Origin of the sequence: Alteromonas sp. 38, from assembly GCF_902506055.1 — a bacterium.
Taxonomy (GTDB): Bacteria; Pseudomonadota; Gammaproteobacteria; order Enterobacterales; family Alteromonadaceae; genus Alteromonas; species Alteromonas lipotrueae.
This window is the reverse complement of sequence record NZ_LR733300.1, coordinates 1,848,207-1,865,828: the sequence shown is the minus strand read 5'-3', so window position 1 is coordinate 1,865,828 and position 17,622 is coordinate 1,848,207. Positions and strand designations below refer to the sequence as shown.

The following is a 17,622-nucleotide window of genomic DNA, read 5'->3' as shown; positions in this document are numbered from 1 at the left end:
CTAAAACAGAAAGTCTACGCAACTGTTATTGGTTTGCTTCGCCAGGTTGCTTTGCATAATCTGGAGGTGTTAGGCGAAGAATTTTAATTCCTAAGTATGCGTAGATAATAGCAAGAATTGGATTTATTACGTTAAAGAACGCGTAGAAAACATAGTCGAATGGGTTTACCAACAGCACACTGTGCATGTAGGCACCACACGTGTTCCAAGGAATTAGTGGAGACGTTAAGGTTCCGCCATCTTCAAGACTACGAGATAAATTTAACTGATGTAGACCACGCTTTTCGTACTCTTCTTTGTACATGCGGCCTGGCATCACAATAGAGATATACTGATCGGCCGTAACCAAGTTAGTCGCAAAGCATGTAAGAATGGTTCTGCTTACCATATCACCGGCCGACTTAGCCCCTAATAAAATAGCGGAAACTGCACGTTTTAGTAACCCTACTCTTTCAAGCACCGCTCCAAAAGACATGGCACAAATAATCAACCATATCGTATTGAGCATAGACGACATACCGCCTCGTGAAAGCAAGCTATTCAAGTTTTCATCAGGCGTTGAAAAACTCACGCCATCAAACAAGGCCGTCCAAACTACTTTTAAAGCCCCGACACTGGCACTATCATCGCTGCTAGCCATACTGGCCACCACATCACTTTGAAATAATACAGCCCACAATGCTCCTAATAAAGCACCAATAGACACTGCAGGAAACGCTGGCACTTTTTTAACGGCAAGCGTTAACAATACTACGAGAGGGACCAATAAGTACCAGCTTAAATCAAAAGACTCGTCCAACAGCAACTGCATTTGCTCGATGCGATCAGCTTTTGCATCACCGGTTTCACTAAAGCCCAATACCACAAATAGGATAAGCGCTAGAATAAAACTAGGAACAGTAGTCCATAGCATGTAACGAATGTGTTCAAATAAGTCGGTACCAGCCACTGCGGGGGCTAAATTGGTTGTTTCAGAAAGCGGAGAAATTTTATCGCCAAAGTAAGCCCCAGATACAACCGCACCGGCAGTAATGGCCGCAGACATATCCATACCCGCAGCAACGCCCATAAGTGCCACACCTACAGTAGCCGCGGTAGTCCAAGAACTACCAATACTCATCGCAACCACGGCGCAAATTAAGCACGCAGCGGCATAGAAGAATGAAGGGTTTAATAATTCTAAACCGAAATAAATAAGTGTAGGTACGGTACCGGCTAACATCCAAGTACCAATAAGCGAACCTACGGCCAATAGAATTAAGCACGCACCGAGAGACATAGAGATACCATCGACAATGCCTTTTTCGATAGTTTTCCAACTGTAACCGTTTTTCATACCTATAATGGCGGCAAGGCCCATCGCCAGTAATAACGCAATTTGGTTGGGCCCATACGATGAATTATCGGCAAATAAATAAACCGCACTCCCCATCATCAGCACTAGGGCTACAATGGGGATCATCGCGTCAAGTAACGAGGGTTCTTTTAATTCTTTAGTAGTTGTCATTTTTATTATTCTTAAGCCTTAAATCAAAAAACTGAGCGGTAAAACATTAGCGCAATAATAACGGGGCAAACGAAGCGTACATACCAAGGCCAAATTTTCCAAAACAAACCGTGTTCCGCGTTTGCATCGCCTTCTTTAAGTTCATCAAGTATGGCATCTCTACGCCACACCCATCCGGCAAATATACATAACACTAACCCAAGTAGTGGTTGACTGTACTCAGTGGTAAGGGCAATAACGAACCCAAACAGTGCATTAAAATTAAGGATAATAATGCAGCTAAGTACAAAGATAATGGCCGCCATCAACACTACCGCTTTTTTACGCACCAAGCCTCTACTTTCCACCATATAAGCCACGGGTACTTCAAGCATGGATATTGAAGAGGTAACGGCTGCAATCGCCATTAACGCAAAGAAAGTAAATGCAACAAACACACCTACCGCGCCAATCGTATCAAACAAGGCAGGCAATACTTTGAAAATAAGCGAATCACCTTGAATTAATGCCCCCTCTGGCGTAAAGATTTCTACACCATTATGTAGTGCTACATACATGGCAGGAATAATAAGCATACCGGCAATAACGGCTACACCAATGTCTACTAGAGCAACAGAAGCACCAATGGTGGGCAAGTTCTCCTTTTTGCTTAGGTATGAACCGTAAACCAGCATGGTACCCACACCCAATGACATGGAGAAAAAGGCTTGGCCCATGGCATCAATTAATAAGTCGGGGTCAAGAATACGTGTAAAATCTGGCACCAAATAAGCGCTCCAGCCATCGGAGGCACCAGGCTGTAAACTTACATAAACGATAAGGGCTAGGATTAGCAGTACCAGTGTAGGCATCAATCTTACCGACCATTTCTCAATACCTGACTTTACACCACCGACAACGATGAAAGCTGTTAACGCCATGAATATAAAGCAAAAAATAATGTTACGCGTAACCGATGACGTTAAAAGCCAATCACTTGCAGACTGTAATCCCACCATATTGACGGCAGAATCAGCAAAATAAACCAACATCCAACCGCCCACAATGGCGTAAAACGCCAGGATAAGTGAGACGGTTATACAACCCCAAATTCCCGTTGCACGACCGATGAAGTTGCCGGAAATATTACCCAGCGCATCTACCATGTTAGAACGAGAGCTTCGTCCGATGATGAGTTCGGCCATGAGGACGGGGTATGCAAGAACGAACGCGAGAAGTAAATAAACGAGAACAAAAGCAGCACCGCCATTCGTTGCTACTTTGGTGGGGAACCCCCAAATATTACCGAGTCCAACTGCTGAACCCGCTGCTGCGAGCACGAACCCGATTCGAGAAGAAAACTCGCCTCTGATAGCCATGTGATTTCCCTTTATTTATTATTGTTGTATAGGTATATCAGACACAAAAAAAGGGCTGGCCACTGACCAGCCCTCTGTCATCAACCTTTAGTGTGTTATTGCGTATCTGCCTGTTTCAATCATATCAAAAGTAATATTGGCAGCTTCATCTAAGAACGGGTCTAACTCTTCCATATCTTCAGGTAGGTCATCAAGTGTTTTGACTAATTCTTTACCCATACGCTGTAAACGTTCATTGGCTCTTTCAAGCGCTTTTTCTTCAGCTTCTTTTTTATCTGACTCACGTTCAGATTTTACCAATGAAATAAAGTTCTTATCTTTGTTTTCTTTGTACTCAACAATATCGTCGTGAATATAAGAAAACTCAGGGTCTTGCATAATCCGTTTATTATGTTTCGCGGTTAGTACGTCAAGTGCTGCTTGGCCGTCAGCAAACGTTGTGTAGTTCGCGCGGTTAATGCTGTCCCAAGGTAATGCGTTATCCTGCTGGCTCTCGCCCCAATCAGCAGGTTCTATTGCTGAAGGATAAAGAATATCTGGCACTACCCCTTTATGCTGCGTACTTCCACCGTCAATACGATAAAACTTAGCGATGGTGAATTGCACGCTACCCAGTGGGTTGTCGTACAAGTCATAAATTTTACCTAAACCACGGTGTTGTTGAACAGTACCTTTACCGAAGGTTTGTTCACCAATAATTAACGCGCGATTATAATCTTGCATAGCCGCGGCGAAGATCTCTGACGCTGATGCACTGTAGCGGTCTACTAAAACCGTTAATGGGCCATCGTAAGATACTTTTCCATCGGTATCGCGATTAACACTGACTTTAGTTTGACCGTACCGAATTTGTACCACTGGCCCTTTTTCAATGAAAAGACCGGTAAGTAAAGTCGCTTCTGTTAAAGAGCCACCACCATTTCCGCGCAAATCTACAATAATACCTTTAACGTTTTGCGCTTTAAGGCTGTTTAATTCCTTTTCAACGTCCGCATGCAAGTTGTTGTAGAAACTAGGAATGGTAATAACACCCAAAGGCTGATTGGCATGTGGTCCAGTTTCAGGCGTGTAAATCTCAGACTGCGCCGCTCGGTCTTCAAGCTTAATTTTGTCACGAGTAAGACTAACAACAGACATGGTTTTTGCATCTGTTGCGCCTTTTTGAACTTGTAAGCGTACCGCGCTGCCCTTCGGCCCTTTGATTAGCTCGACAACTTCATCTAAACGCCAGCCAACTACATCAACGAACTCTTCATCTTCTTGAGCTACACCAACAATTTTATCTTCCGGCTTTAACGCCCCAGATTCATCGGCAGGGCCACCTGGCACTACGCTTTTGATAACGGTGTAATCTTCTTCGCTTTGAAGTACCGCACCTATACCTTCAAATTCCAAATTCATCTCCATTTGGAATCGGTCAGCATTTCGTGGTGACAAGTAACTAGTATGCGCTTCAATGGTACGCGCAAAGGCATTCATAGCAATTTGAAATACATCTTCGCTTTTAGTCTGTTTGGTTCGCTTGATAGAACGTGAGTAACGCTTTTCTAGAAGCTCTTTCGCTTCTTCCCACGTTTTATCCGCGAGAATAAGATTCAACGCATCATATTTAACACGTTGGCGCCAAATCTCATTTAATTCATCTTCACTGGTAGGCCATTCGGCTTCTTCGCGATCGTAATAAAATTTGTCGTCGGCTTTTTCAAAATCAAAAGGCCCTTTCTCTAATGTTGCTAACGCAAACTCGTAGCGCTCGATACGACGCTGCGCACTTACATTGTACATGTCGTACGCAACAGAAAGGTTGCCCTTGCTCAACGCATCATCGAATGCATTTCGATATTTTTCGAAACCCACCACATCAGACAATAAAAGCACTTGCTTGTTGTGATCTAACGATTCGATGAAACGCTGATAGATACGTGCCGATAACACATCATCCAACGAAATTTCTTTATAGTGAGCGCGGGTAAATAACGCACTAACGCGTTTTGCAGCAACACTATGCTGTGTCTCTTGTTGAAGAACGGGGAGTTCTTCAACATCGGGGGTTGTGGTGACTGCACCAGCGCCTACCCCAACGGTAAGAAATGCACTAGCAATGGAAATTCGAAGGATATCTTTCATATTTACGACCTCTTGGAGCGTGCCAAACGTAAAGCATCTGCATTTACTTTTACCACCATACCTGAGTCTAACTGAACATGAATACCGTCTTTAGCAATTTCGGTAATAACAGCTGGCATAGGGGTTTTACCTAATTTAACCGTTACGTTTGTACCTTGTTGCATATCGGCATCAGTCAATTTTGCCGGTGGTGTCTTAGTTGGTCTCTGAATTTTCGGTTTAGTTCCCTGCTGGCCATCTTTGTTGCTGCCTGCAGGCGTCGAACCGGAAGACTTCGGACGTGCAAATTGACGTTTTTCTTTCTTTTGAGGCTGCTGAGCTTGCTTAGCTTTGCGCTTTTCGGCGGCTTTCGCTTTGCTTTCTTCTAGCTGCTTCTGTGCATGATCGGCATGCTCTTTCTCAATGGTTTCCCCTTCAACACCATCTAAGTCGACACGGTTAGCGCCTTCTTTGATGCTGTAAAGGTAGCGCCAGCTGTTCGTATAATGGCGAAGTGTTGAGCGGAGTAATGTTTTACTCACTCGTTCTTCGCTTTCTAAACGCTGGGCTAAATCTTGAAAGATGCCGATTTTAAGTGGTAGGGCTTCGCCTTCAATACTAAAGCATTTAGGGAAGGTCTCGGAAAGGAAAGCGATAACTTCCTTACTGCTAGTAAACTTTTCTGGTGATTCCATTAAACTTTCTAAATTATTCAAGAGATTTCTTCATTACTCTCATCATCCCAAGTTGCCAGCGCGTGGTCAACCCAATCGAGTAATTCGTCATCATCAATTTCTAATAAATGTTTATCTTGTTGCCAAGACTCCCAACCGTGTTGCAATAATTGTTCAAGTCGATGGGTTTCAATATCTTCATCGGCTCTATCATAAATTGCGTGAAGTATGAAATTCAATCGTTCTGACGCTTCATCAGGGTCATCGTGATTGTCTTCCATATCTTCATAAGTAGATAGTACTACATGGATGTCAACGTTGTATTTCATAACGATTGCTGAGATTCAATAAGTATATCGGCTATTTTACACAACCCAAGCTCATCTTGCTCGTCGAAACGAGAAAATTCTGGGCTATCGATATCTAAAACACCAATTAGTTCACCATTTACCACAAGAGGAATGACGATTTCGGCGTTTGAAGCGGCATCGCAGGCAATGTGGCCAGAAAAGGCGTGAACATCTGCAATACGCTGTACTGTTCGGGTTTCAGCGGCAGTTCCACACACACCTTTCCCCATAGGAATACGAATGCAAGCGGGTTGCCCTTGAAAAGGACCTAACACTAACTGCGCTTCTTTATAAAAATAAAAACCAGCCCAATTTACCTTATCGAGATGGTTAAAAAGTAGTGCACTGATGTTCGCCATGTTGGCAATGACATCGTGCTCACCAGCAACCAGGCTTTTCGCCTGGCTTATTAACTGGGCATATTGTTCTTCTTTCAAACGGTTACCCTGCTATTGAATAATAGTGAAACTAACGTTTATACGCGCTTCTACAGTTTCTTGCCCTGGTAAAGAAACAGACATTTCTTTGGCAAAAGCATCTGCACGCATAACTGGAACGGGCATATTGCCACCAGATTCAGAGATTGCAACTACTTCGCCCACTTCAACGCCTAATTCCTTCGCTAAAAGTGCCGCTCGTGCCTTGGCATCTTTCACCGCTGCGACTAATGCAGTTTGGTATGCGTTGGTTTGCGTTGTGCTTACAAACGAAAATTGTTGAATGCGATCAACACCACGTCCTAGTACGCCATCTAACACTTTATCATAGTTTTCGATATTGGAATCAGTCACTGATATTTCACGACTTAATGTAAATCCTTCCTGCACTCGGCCGTTCGGGCTATTTACATAACGAGGCGTTAAACGAACCTGCATAGATTGAATGTTACTGCGTTCAATGCCCTGCTCTAGCAAAAAGCTCACAACAGCGCGTAAATCGGAAGCAAGTGTAGTGTTAAGCTTACCAACGGTTTCGCCTTGTTCTTCGATAACAAACGTTACTGAGTATGCATTAGGCGTGACTGACATTGCGCCTGTGCCTTGAACGTGAATAAGCTGTTGCTGTTGTTGAGCCATTGTTGATGTACTTAGCATTGCGGCGACAATACCCGTTAATAATACCATCGGTGATAATCGTTTGCGCGCGGTAATACGTTTTAGAGGCGCCGCTAGTTTATTAATTGCACTCATTCAAAACTCCGTGTTTATTAAAATTAAATCAGGTAAATCATAAGTAACGGTAAGTGAACGTATTAAGAACCGCAACTAAATCATTCATAAAACAGGCGAATTAACTAATACGTCAGTTTTGACAAAAGGCGTTAAACTTTTTATTTGTTGGGGTAAATCAGTGGCAGATATAAAAAAGTGGGCTCGCTGGCCCACATTTAATGTTAAGAATACTTAGCTGAAATTTGCATCCTTTTATTTCAGTACTTTTTGTAAGGAAGTGAGGCAGTGATCAATATTGCGAGGTTTACACGCATAGCCCATTAACCCAATGCGCCATACCTTACCCGCAAATTCACCCAAACCAGCACCAATTTCTAAATTGAAATCGTTAAGTAATCTTGAGCGAACTTCAGCGTCATTAACGCCATCTGGAATGTTGACCACATTAAGTTGTGGTAGGCGATATTCGGCATCTACGGCAAGCGAAAGACCTAAGCCCTCTAGTCCAGCTACCAGCTCTTTATGCTCGGTTTGATGACGTTGCCATGCGTTTTCTAAACCTTCTTCTTTCAATATTAATAAGGCTTCGTAAAACGCATACATACTGTTTACAGGCGCGGTATGGTGATAAGCACGCTTAGCCCCTTTCCCCCAATAACCCACAATTAAGTTCATGTCTAAAAACCAGCTCTGTACTTTGGTTTTTCTGTGTTGAATGACATGCACTGCGCGGTCACTGAACGATACTGGTGAAATACCTGGTACGCAGCTTAAGCATTTTTGAGAGCCAGAATAAATGGCATCTATGCCCCACCCATCTACGTCTAGCTCGATACCACCTAAAGAAGTCACCGCATCTACTATGGATAAACAGTCGTATCGCTTAGCAAGTTCACATAAACGTTTTGCATCGTTTCTGACGCCGGTTGAGGTTTCTGCATGTACGAAAGCCAGCACTTTAATATCGGCATCTTTTTTAAGTGCATCTTCTACCGCGTTCAAATCGGTTTGCTTGCCCCAATCGTTTTTGATCACGATGGCCTGACCGCCACATCGCTCAACATTTTCTACCATACGATTGCCGAACACGCCGTTAATACACACCAGTACTTTATCACCGGGCTCAACCAGGTTAACAAAGCAGGCTTCCATTCCGGCGGAACCCGGGGCAGAAATAGGCATTGTTAATGCGTTTTCCGTTTTAAATGCGTATTGAAGCAGCTGTTTGGTGGCATCCATAAGCTCGATAAATAGCGGATCTAGGTGACCAACAGTAGGTCTAGCAATCGCATTAAGAATACGAGGGTTTACATCTGAAGGACCAGGCCCCATTAATGTGCGCTCAGGCGGAAGAAAAGTAGAGTGCGTTTGCATATCAGTCCTTAACAATATTAGTAATAATAGCGTACCTTCATTCTTACAATCTTAGCAGCTAGGTACAACAGCTTGTTGTGAACATAACTGATATGAATGGAAAAACCATGCTTCATAACAAGACAAGCATTGAGCAAGATGTGGATAAGCGGTGTGTATCATGAGGATAAGGGCGTTACAAAAATATCCAAAAACTCCGACCAGTGAGAAACCTATGATTATTCGAAAGTTATTACTGTTTTTATTGGTTCAAAGGTTCTGTAAAATAAATTTCACAATGTTTAGTTTATAAAATGAACAAATATGAACTATAGTTATTGTCCGTTTGAAAGAATTTGCATGTACTTCTCCCTTGCAATAGTTAGCGCACGGCTCAGCAATGAGCCATTCCCCTATGCCCAGAACCTATGTTCTGGGCATTTTTTATGAGAAGCGCTTAACGTCCTATGCTGATGAGTAGAATACTGGTTGACAATCATTGCCATAGAAATCGTGCGAATTAGACTTCACAAAGATGCTTATTGTAATGCTTTGCATTATGCGCATAGTGCGCAGAAGATGCTTGAAGCTTTTCCTCTACGCTGCTATCGAGCTGCTTTACCACTTTTCCTGGTGATCCCACCACTAAGCTGTAGTCTGGAACCTCCATATTTTCGGTAATTAGCGCATTAGCGCCGATAATGCAGTACTTCCCTATTTTCGCACCATTTAATACCACAGCATTAATACCAATTAACGAGTAGTCACCTACGGTACACCCGTGCAACATGACTTTATGGCCCACGGTTACACCTTTACCTAAAGTGAGCGGAATACCGGAATCAGTATGGAGAACACTACCGTCTTGTACATTAGTAAGCTCTCCTACTGTAATTGCATCCATATCTCCGCGAATAACGACATTGAACCAAACACTACTATGTGGTTTTAATATTACGTTACCGATAACATGCGCGCCGGGAGCTATATAACTGGTGCTATCACACTCAGGTGTCAACGTATCAAGGGAATATCGCATAATCGTTCCTTGTTCATGATTTAAAAAAGTGGGCTTAAAACAAAATGGTATTAGTCGACATCTACCTGCCGCATCAAACCTTCTTGGGTTGCCGAGGCCACCAACTCACCTTGTTGAGTGAAAATTTGACCTCTAACCAACCCTCTTGCTCCGCCACTAAACGGACTTTCCATTACATACAGTAACCATTCATTTAAATTGACGGGGCGGTGAAACCACATGGCATGATCGATAGTCGCAATACGTAGCGATTTGTCGGTGACTGAAATACCGTGTGGTTGTAATGATGTGCTTAAAAAGTGGTAATCAGAAGCATACGCTAGCGCCGCTTGTTGCAGTGTAATTTCAGGCGCAAGTTCATCCCTCGCCTTCATCCAAATATAACGTTTTGCTGGGTGGCGGGTTGATTGATAGGAATTCGCCGCGCCAATAGTGCGGATATCTACCGGGCGGTGATAACTTAAAGCTTCTCGCATAGGGCGTGCAATTTTGTCGAAGTTCTTTTCATAAAACTCGATATCAGATTGCACTTCTTCCGGCGGCGGCACATCAGGCATATCAGCTTGTTGGTGATGCATTCCTTTTTCGGGTACTTGAAACGATGCCGTCATGTAAAAGATGTTTCGGCCATCTTGTATTGCTTTTACTCTTCTTGCAGAAAAGCTCCGACCATCTCGAACCACTTCCACATCGTAGACTACCGGTTTTTTTGCATCGCCGGGAAGCAAAAAGTAAGTATGAAACGAATGCGCTACGCGGTCTTTGTCTACCGTTTCATAGGCGGCAGCCAACGCTTGCCCCAGAACTTGCCCGCCAAATAAGGCGCGAAAGCCTAAATCCCAACTTTGTCCGCGATACAAACCCGCTTCAACAGTCTCTAATTCAAATAACGAAGATAATTTAACCTCAGGCATGCTTTTCTTTCTCTTGTTGCTCAGCGTTCGGGTTTCTTGGGTAGTATTTTTCGGGTAAATACGCCCTATGCTCAAAAAATCGCGTGTCTTTATAGGGTAACTTCATAAAGCCTGAAATGCCTAGCCCTTTTATTGACGGCACATGTTCCACTAACTTGGCTAATAATTCCGAAAACCTATCTTGCTCTTGATGATTGAGCAATGTGTAATAGCTGTGAATTTTTAAATGCGTACTTAATGATTCAAATATAATACAGCCAGTGTGATGAATCGTATTAAGCTCTTTGATGATAGTAATGATGGGGTCTGGCAATTTCAAAAGCTCATCTGGGTCGTCACCGTCCTCAAAATAAGAATGGGTTCTAGATTCATCTTGTGCCACCGACGCACGGGAAAGTTCAAACGGTATTACGCATTCAGATGTTGGTACAAACGCGTCGTTTTCACTTTCTCGTTCAATATGCAGCGTATTTTTAGCGTTGAACATGCAGCATTTAAACACCCCTGGCTTATGAATAGCGCGAGCAAGGTTAATCACGTTATTAACCGCCAATTCGAAGGCGGTTTTTAATGCTGCATCGTGCAAATTTAAACTGGAGTCTACATAAACGCCGTTAGGCTCCCAGCGAATCGCCATACCTCCTACAACGGGATATCGGCCAAGGCGACTAATTGCCGAAACAAAGGCTTTTTCGGTATCGCCCATGCCTTGCAAAAAATTTTTGTAATAACGGTCGAACTGGGCATCATCGATATATCGTAGTGAAGCATCATCTAATGCAGATTGCTGACGCAAATAGGATTTCCGAGAGCTGTATACAACGGTTTCAATGTCATCTTTCGAGGGAGTGATCCACGTGGGAATGCTGGGTACATACTCTGGTACTGTGTCTTCAGAAAACACCATATGTTTTAGCACGTGCAAGTTATTGAAGAAGTAATCTCCCCCTTGGTGCCTTTTCTTTGGATCATCACTGAGCATATATTCTAATATGCTCGCTAACATTTTTGGCAGCCCTAACGACGAAGGGCGAATAACCTGATGACCATACCGACAAGATTGACCCGATGCTAAAGCGTACAGCGTGCTCGCCATACCTTGTTCATCAAAACGTGGTGACGATAGCGCCCCGTTTAGTTGGTCTTCTCCAATAAAATAAACATCACCTAGTCGGGAGTTGGTTTGGTGAAGCTCACTAGACATCAAATCCATCACATTATTACTGGTGTACTGACCATTTTCATCCACTTGCGCAAACACAGATGAGCCCCAATCAATAAGCCCAATACACTCTTTAGATTCATTCCATACCAAGTTAGAAGGTTTAATGTCGCCATGCACGATGGGTTTGGCGTTGCCATTTTGTGTATGCTTTCGAAAGTAGCGCAGCAAATCACCCAGTTGTACGGCTATTTTAACTATGATCCTTGGGGGAAGTGGCCCGCGAGCTAAGCTAACTTTTTCAAGATCGTCGCCAGGAGCACGCCCCATCACCAATATAGATTGTTTACCTATTTGTTGATATTCAATCAATGCAGGCACATACGGATGTGAGACTTGAGATAACATGAAGGCTTCTTCTTCAAGCCGTTCTTGTACATGTTGAGGAAGATTTATTCTAGAAAACTTAAAGACATGTTCCTGAGCCTTCGAGTTTTGAGTTGAACCCGAATCAGGATTTGGGTTTTGATTTAGATTAGGCGCGGTACCTGCAAATGCAAACCCAAACGCCCCTTTTCCCAATAGGGAGATATTGCGATAACCTAAACTAGCCAATTGGTCGATGCACAGTGCTACCCAATCCTTGAGTTTTTTTGCATCAGCATGTGAGAGCAGATAAATAGACTGCTCATCGGGTATATAAAAATGCGTTAACCCTTTTACCTGAGACATGCCAATTGCTTACCTCTCTTCTTGTTTACACTTATGTGCTTAGAAACACTTTTTAGCTTTTTGTTTATATCTTCTAGCTAAAGGTATTAATCTTCGGTAGTTAACCATGTCAACGTATAGGCGGCATTGCTTCCTAACAGCGGCGTAATCTCATCAAGGGCTTCACGTATATTGACATCAAGTTGCCAAGGTGGATTGATGACACATAAGCCAGAACCATACATGCCCGCATCGGCGGTATTTTCTTCAACGGTAAGTTCAATAGTGAAACAAGGCTTACCCAGTGCCGATAACGACTGGCACATCTGCTGGCTAGCCCCACTTTTAGCCCCTGCTCGCGCTGATAGTAACGGATACCACACTACCATTTGTGCTTGCTGCCAACGTGCTAATACTTTTTTCACAGCGCTAATGACATCTTGATATTCAGAAACCTTCTCGTAAGGCGGATCGATTAATACCGCGCCACGATTAGGAGATGGTGGCGTGAGTGCAATTAAGCCTTCATACCCATCCCTGTGATGGACATGGCTTTGGCTATCGCCAATTTGCCACATGGCATCATCTAGTTTTTCGTGTTCAGCAGGATGTAACTCCATAAGGTGCAGCACATCGATATCACGTTTAAGTTTGGCGCTAATAGCCGGTGAACCTGGGTAACATCTATCACTTAAAAACGCGTTACATAGCGACAAATAGGATCGCAACAAAGGCGAATTTGCCGATATGTTTGCCAGTTTGTCTACACCAGACTCATACTCTTTATTTTTAGATGCTAAGGCATCATCGAGTTGATAAAGCCCAGCCCCACTATGCGTATCATAAAGGGTGAAAGGCTTATTTTTTTTCTTTAGATGGCTTATTACGCCCATCCAACAAAGGTGTTTAATAACGTCGGCGTGGTTGCCGGCATGAAATGCATGTTGATAGCTAAGCACGATATACCATAAGTTGACGCGCATACTGCGCAGGAAAATGTAGTTTAGTAGCTAATAATAACGCTTGGGTTAACATCCACACAAGCCCGACAGCCCGTTCCCTGTTAAATAAATGCCCTATAAATAAGCTCTCCGTGAATAAGAACTATTAAAAGTGCCCAGTGAATAAAACACGGTAATTAGCAAAATTTCTATTTATGAACATATTTTACCGTACTTATATTTACGTACTGCCTTTCATCAGGCTGTGGGCCTGCGGCCCACATAAAAACCTATCACTATTTCAAATGCATTAGCATGGTTTCTGGCGCTTCAATGAAGCCAGACCACAGATTATTGAAGCGAACCATAGTGGCCCCATCAATAATGCGGTGGTCGCCAGACCAATTCACCATCATAATGTTATGTGCTTCAACACTTCCGTCAGCGGCGAAGCGAGGAAGCTTTTGTGTCTTACCTAGCGCGACAATAGCAGCTTCAGGCTTATTGATAACCGGTGTAGCCGTAATACCACCAATAGCGCCAATATTTGAAATGCTGATAGTGCCACCTTTAAGTGCATCCCCGCTTAATTTACCTTCGCGAGCTTGCTCGATAGTGGTATGCATTTGCTGGGCTATGTCGAACAATGACAGATGTTCTACGCCTTTAATGTTGGGCACCAAAAGGCCAATTTTAGCGTCAACGGCAAAACCGATATTATGATGATTAAAATAAGTAAGCTCAGTGCCGTCTTCGTTTAATTGGCTGTTAATGATTGGAAACTCATTTAACGCCAACGACAATGCTTTTACAAAAAATGGCATAAAGCTGAGCTTCACGCCTTTTGCTTCAAACATGGGCTTCAGAGACTGTCGCAAGGCAATTAGCTTGTCCATTCTAACTTCATCGCTCACCGTAAAATGAGGAATGGTATTTACCGATGCTACCATTTGTTTTGCCATAGCCGCACGAATGCCTCGCACTTTTTCGGTATAGCTTGACTCGCTCGCTGCGTTATTCATTTCAGAGCGCAACACATTATTTGCCTTACCTATGGCATTAGATGTTGTGGAACTTTCAATACTATTTGTGCTTAGGCTGGTCGCGCTAACGTTGCTGACATCATGTTTTAAAATACGTCCTTTTTTACCTGTGCCAGCAACGGCAAGTAAATCAATCTCGTGCTCTCTTGCAATGCGACGTACTGCAGGGCTTGCCAGAACCTTTCCAGGGATAGAAATAGGAGGCTCAAAATCCCCATCTTGCCATTTTTCATTAATGGCTGCGTTCGGTTGCCCATTTGCACTACTTTTTAAAGGCGTTGCGGTATGGTGTGAATTATCGTTTACTTTTTCTGCATTTCCTTCTTGTTCATCTGTAGCATCATCTGTAGCATCATCCGTTGCGTCATCGGCGCTGTTTTGATGGCCTTCACTAGCGTTTTCATCAGTATCAAGTGCAAATAGTGGGCTATGCACTTCTGCAATATCACCTTGTTTATAATAAAGCTTATGTACCGTGCCTGAATGCTTAGCAGGAATTTCAACCACAGCCTTATCTGTCATCACTTCAACCACACTTTGGTCTTCAGCAATAACATCCCCTTCTTTAACGTTCCACTTGACGATTTCACACTCAACAATACCTTCGCCAATATCAGGTAAAATAAAATCTATATTCATATTATTGGCTCCCTTTTAATAATGTAACGAGCGCTTGATCGCTTCGTAGGTTTTAGTTTCATCAGGCATATATTCAGTTTCATGGGCAAGTGGATAAGGTGTATCTAAACCACAAACACGAGTAATAGGCGCTTCTAGATACAAAAAGCATTTTTCTTGGATAGTGGCGGCAATTTCGCTCGCGAAGCCGCCAGTGAGCGGCGCTTCATGATTTATAAGAAGTCGACCGGTTTTCATCACAGAATTGATTACCGCTTCGGCATCCCACGGTAAGATTGAGCGCAAATCGATAATTTCACACGACACGCCATCATCTAGCGCCATTTCAGCTGCTTTCTGCAAAATCTCAATTTGTGCCCCCCACCCTAATAGGGTGATATCTGTGCCCTCTTGTACTAAATCGGCTTTACCGAGAGGCAGTTCATAATCTTCTTCAGGTACATCGGCAATAGACGCGCGATATAAACGTTTTGGCTCAAGAAACAGCACCGGGTTTTTATCACGAATAGACGCTAGAAGCAGACCTTTAGCCTGATATGGATCTCGTGGAATAACCACTTTTAAACCTGCGCAGTGGGCGAAAAATGCCTCTGGCGATTGGCTGTGATAATGACCACCCGATATTCCACCACCATAAGGCGTGCGAATGGTAAGTCCACCCACATCAAATTGCCCGCCTGAACGGTAACGCCACTTAGCTGTTTCGTTTACAATTTGATCAAAGGCCGGAAAGATGTAATCTCCGAACTGAATTTCAGCAACTGGGTAAGCGCCTTGTGATGCAAGGCCGTTTGCGAATCCAATAATGCCCTGTTCGGTAAGCGGCGTATTAAAACACCTGCCTTTGCCAAATTTCTCTTGCAGATGACTGGTAGCTCTAAAGACACCACCAAAATGGCCCACGTCTTCACCAAACACCATTACTTTTTCTTCGGCTGTCATGGCAGTAATCAGCGCGTTATTAATTGCCTGTAGTAAGTTCATTTTAGCCATTAGCGAACACTCCCAGACGTTTTAGGATATTTTTTAGGGTACTGTTTAATATGAGCTTTTAGCGAAGTAAGCTGATCTTGTAAATGCCAAGGCACACTGTCATAAACATCTTCAACTATTTCCTCTATGCCGCAAATAGGTATGGTCTCACTGACTTTCAATGCCGCAAGTACGTCTTGACGCGCTTGATCTACCTTGGCTTTGTTTTGCTTTTCATCAAACCAACCTTTATGAGTAAGCCAATTTGCCATTCGGGCGATTGGATCTTTTGCACGCCATTTATCTTCTTCATCTCTAGAACGATAGCCCGTAGGATCATCAGACGTGGAGTGAGCGGCAAGTCGGTAGGTCATGGCTTCAATTAATACTGGGCACATTTCAGCTAACGCTATACGGCGTGCTTCCTGCGTCGCAGCGAATACCGCTAAGGGGTCATTACCATCTACACGAATCGTTTTTACCCCATAGCCAATTCCTCGTGATGCAATGCCATCACCAGCAAACTGTTCCTCTGAAGGCGTTGAAATGGCATACCCATTGTTACGACAGAAAAAGATAACCGGGCAATTGAGTACTGCGGCCATATTTACGCCCGCATGGAAATCCCCTTCCGAGGCTGCGCCTTCGCCAAAGTAACAAATAGTGATGGCTTCGTTGCCTGCCATTTTCTGCCCATAGGCATAACCTGATGCTTGTGGTATTTGGGTACCTAAGGGAGAAGATATGGTCATAAAATTAAGCGCTTTATCCCCATAATGGATAGGCATCTGCCTACCTTTATTAGGGTCGGCTTTGTTGCTGAACATTTGATTCATGAATTGATCAGTTGTATAGCCTCTAAAGGCAAGCGCCCCCTGTTCACGGTATTGACTCATGATCATGTCGTTGGGTGATAATGCTGCAGCGCTAGCAACGGCTGCGGCTTCTTCCCCAGTACTTGCTAAATAAAAACTAATTCTACCTTGGCGCTGCGCCGCCACCATTCTCTCATCAAGTATTCTGATGTATTCCATGGTGTCGTGAATTTTTAACGCCAGTGTTTTATCAAGCTCTGGAAGTTGTGCACTTTCATGCTCACTTCCATCTGGTTTTAGCAATTGCAGCATGGGAATATCAATTAACCCATTACCGATAACTTCAACCCTGTTTGTTGTTTTAATTTTTCCGAGATGATTTCTATCTTCCACAATAATCTCCCTGCAATTTGAAGGATTCGAAAGCGAGATTGCTATGTTCACTATGCTAGTAGAAGAATGTTGGTGGCGTTGTGCTATTTCAGTAGCGCTTTATCGACTAAATATGATGAAAATTCTCAATATCTAATTTTACTAGTACTAATATCCTAATAATCGCCATGCATGTTAAATCAATGCTAATAAAAGGATAAAAAGAAGGTATTTGTTTGTAAATTATGGTGTAAAGGTCTTAGATAGAAGACAGGGTTTTATTACTGAATTGGCTGCTGTATAGCCGATTTCCTCCCCTTTTTTTTAACTAATATCAAATTAAAAAGTATGACCAAATGTAACAACATGTGTAATTCACATTAATGTTTAATATTCATTACAAAGTGAAAAAAATTGTGCTAGAAATATTATTGTCATTGCTATGACAAAGAAAATTGGATCAACAAAGCCAATAAAAATAAAAAATTTCATCC

15 protein-coding genes are annotated in these 17,622 nt (G+C 43.1%); all 15 read right to left on the bottom strand.

Features of this window, described 5'->3' with window-relative positions; all coding sequences use genetic code 11:
* Positions 1 to 25 precede the first annotated feature (25 nt).
* The 15 genes from nhaC to FLAVO9R_RS07895 all read right to left on the bottom strand — a co-directional run bounded on the left by nhaC (position 26) and on the right by FLAVO9R_RS07895 (position 17,149).
* Positions 26 to 1,507 (bottom strand): Na+/H+ antiporter NhaC, encoded by a 1,482-nt coding sequence (gene nhaC, locus FLAVO9R_RS07965; protein ID WP_159530274.1) that lies wholly within the window; start codon positions 1,505 to 1,507, stop codon positions 26 to 28.
* Positions 1,508 to 1,530: 23 nt separating this feature from the next.
* Positions 1,531 to 2,865 (bottom strand): sodium-dependent transporter, encoded by a 1,335-nt coding sequence (locus FLAVO9R_RS07960; RefSeq protein ID WP_159530272.1) that lies wholly within the window; start codon positions 2,863 to 2,865, stop codon positions 1,531 to 1,533.
* 87 nt (positions 2,866 to 2,952) lie between these two features.
* On the bottom strand, positions 2,953 to 4,992 hold the full coding sequence (gene prc / locus FLAVO9R_RS07955) for a carboxy terminal-processing peptidase (RefSeq protein WP_159530270.1): 2,040 nt from the start codon (positions 4,990 to 4,992) through the stop codon (positions 2,953 to 2,955).
* A 2-nt stretch (positions 4,993 to 4,994) separates the two neighbouring features.
* Entirely contained in the window at positions 4,995 to 5,666 is a 672-nt protein-coding gene (proQ, locus tag FLAVO9R_RS07950) for an RNA chaperone ProQ (RefSeq protein WP_159530268.1), read from the bottom strand.
* Between the two features lie 17 nt (positions 5,667 to 5,683).
* The gene (locus FLAVO9R_RS07945; protein WP_159530267.1) at positions 5,684 to 5,974 is read right to left on the bottom strand and encodes a hypothetical protein; all 291 of its coding nucleotides are present in this window, start codon (positions 5,972 to 5,974) and stop codon (positions 5,684 to 5,686) included.
* Positions 5,971 to 6,432, bottom strand: a complete 462-nt coding sequence (locus tag FLAVO9R_RS07940) for a GAF domain-containing protein (RefSeq protein WP_159530265.1) — start codon at positions 6,430 to 6,432, stop codon at positions 5,971 to 5,973. Before FLAVO9R_RS07940 ends, FLAVO9R_RS07945 begins: the two co-directional genes overlap by 4 nt.
* A gap of 12 nt (positions 6,433 to 6,444) precedes the next feature.
* The gene (locus tag FLAVO9R_RS07935) at positions 6,445 to 7,185 is read right to left on the bottom strand and encodes an SIMPL domain-containing protein (RefSeq protein ID WP_159530263.1); all 741 of its coding nucleotides are present in this window, start codon (positions 7,183 to 7,185) and stop codon (positions 6,445 to 6,447) included.
* Positions 7,186 to 7,419: 234 nt separating this feature from the next.
* Positions 7,420 to 8,541, bottom strand: a complete 1,122-nt coding sequence (locus tag FLAVO9R_RS07930; RefSeq protein ID WP_201299249.1) for a pyridoxal-phosphate-dependent aminotransferase family protein — start codon at positions 8,539 to 8,541, stop codon at positions 7,420 to 7,422.
* A gap of 499 nt (positions 8,542 to 9,040) precedes the next feature.
* Positions 9,041 to 9,559 carry a gamma carbonic anhydrase family protein gene (locus FLAVO9R_RS07925; protein WP_159530261.1) on the bottom strand — a complete coding sequence of 173 codons (519 nt, stop codon included), beginning with the start codon at positions 9,557 to 9,559 and terminating at the stop codon, positions 9,041 to 9,043.
* 50 nt (positions 9,560 to 9,609) lie between these two features.
* On the bottom strand, positions 9,610 to 10,473 hold the full coding sequence (tesB, locus tag FLAVO9R_RS07920) for an acyl-CoA thioesterase II (RefSeq protein ID WP_159530259.1): 864 nt from the start codon (positions 10,471 to 10,473) through the stop codon (positions 9,610 to 9,612).
* Positions 10,466 to 12,367 carry a protein kinase domain-containing protein gene (locus tag FLAVO9R_RS07915; protein ID WP_159530257.1) on the bottom strand — a complete coding sequence of 634 codons (1,902 nt, stop codon included), beginning with the start codon at positions 12,365 to 12,367 and terminating at the stop codon, positions 10,466 to 10,468. Before FLAVO9R_RS07915 ends, tesB begins: the two co-directional genes overlap by 8 nt.
* An 86-nt stretch (positions 12,368 to 12,453) precedes the next feature.
* Complete coding sequence (locus tag FLAVO9R_RS07910) at positions 12,454 to 13,305, bottom strand: 23S rRNA (adenine(2030)-N(6))-methyltransferase RlmJ (protein WP_159534489.1); 852 nt, start codon at positions 13,303 to 13,305, stop codon at positions 12,454 to 12,456.
* Positions 13,306 to 13,583: 278 nt separating this feature from the next.
* Positions 13,584 to 14,969 (bottom strand): 2-oxo acid dehydrogenase subunit E2, encoded by a 1,386-nt coding sequence (locus FLAVO9R_RS07905; RefSeq protein WP_159530255.1) that lies wholly within the window; start codon positions 14,967 to 14,969, stop codon positions 13,584 to 13,586.
* A 15-nt stretch (positions 14,970 to 14,984) separates the two neighbouring features.
* Positions 14,985 to 15,962 (bottom strand): alpha-ketoacid dehydrogenase subunit beta, encoded by a 978-nt coding sequence (locus FLAVO9R_RS07900; RefSeq protein ID WP_159530253.1) that lies wholly within the window; start codon positions 15,960 to 15,962, stop codon positions 14,985 to 14,987.
* A complete protein-coding gene (locus tag FLAVO9R_RS07895) occupies positions 15,962 to 17,149 on the bottom strand; it encodes a thiamine pyrophosphate-dependent dehydrogenase E1 component subunit alpha (RefSeq protein WP_159530251.1) in 1,188 nt (395 codons plus the stop codon). The genes FLAVO9R_RS07900 and FLAVO9R_RS07895 overlap by 1 nt, the downstream gene beginning before the upstream one ends.
* Between the last annotated feature and the right edge of the window lie 473 nt (positions 17,150 to 17,622).

Excerpts from the sequence above, each read along its gene's own strand:
- proQ (WP_159530268.1), bottom strand. The coding sequence starts at position 5,666 with ATGGAATCACCAGAAAAGTTTACTAGCAGTAAGGAAGTTATCGCTTTC.
- tesB (WP_159530259.1), bottom strand. The coding sequence starts at position 10,473 with ATGCCTGAGGTTAAATTATCTTCGTTATTTGAATTAGAGACTGTTGAA.
- FLAVO9R_RS07925 (WP_159530261.1), bottom strand. The coding sequence starts at position 9,559 with ATGCGATATTCCCTTGATACGTTGACACCTGAGTGTGATAGCACCAGT.
- nhaC (WP_159530274.1), bottom strand. The coding sequence starts at position 1,507 with ATGACAACTACTAAAGAATTAAAAGAACCCTCGTTACTTGACGCGATG.
- FLAVO9R_RS07935 (WP_159530263.1), bottom strand. The coding sequence starts at position 7,185 with ATGAGTGCAATTAATAAACTAGCGGCGCCTCTAAAACGTATTACCGCG.
- FLAVO9R_RS07945 (WP_159530267.1), bottom strand. The coding sequence starts at position 5,974 with ATGAAATACAACGTTGACATCCATGTAGTACTATCTACTTATGAAGAT.
- FLAVO9R_RS07915 (WP_159530257.1), bottom strand. The coding sequence starts at position 12,367 with ATGTCTCAGGTAAAAGGGTTAACGCATTTTTATATACCCGATGAGCAG.
- FLAVO9R_RS07960 (WP_159530272.1), bottom strand. The coding sequence starts at position 2,865 with ATGGCTATCAGAGGCGAGTTTTCTTCTCGAATCGGGTTCGTGCTCGCA.
- FLAVO9R_RS07930 (WP_201299249.1), bottom strand. The coding sequence starts at position 8,541 with ATGCAAACGCACTCTACTTTTCTTCCGCCTGAGCGCACATTAATGGGG.
- FLAVO9R_RS07905 (WP_159530255.1), bottom strand. The coding sequence starts at position 14,969 with ATGAATATAGATTTTATTTTACCTGATATTGGCGAAGGTATTGTTGAG.
- prc (WP_159530270.1), bottom strand. The coding sequence starts at position 4,992 with ATGAAAGATATCCTTCGAATTTCCATTGCTAGTGCATTTCTTACCGTT.
- FLAVO9R_RS07900 (WP_159530253.1), bottom strand. The coding sequence starts at position 15,962 with ATGGCTAAAATGAACTTACTACAGGCAATTAATAACGCGCTGATTACT.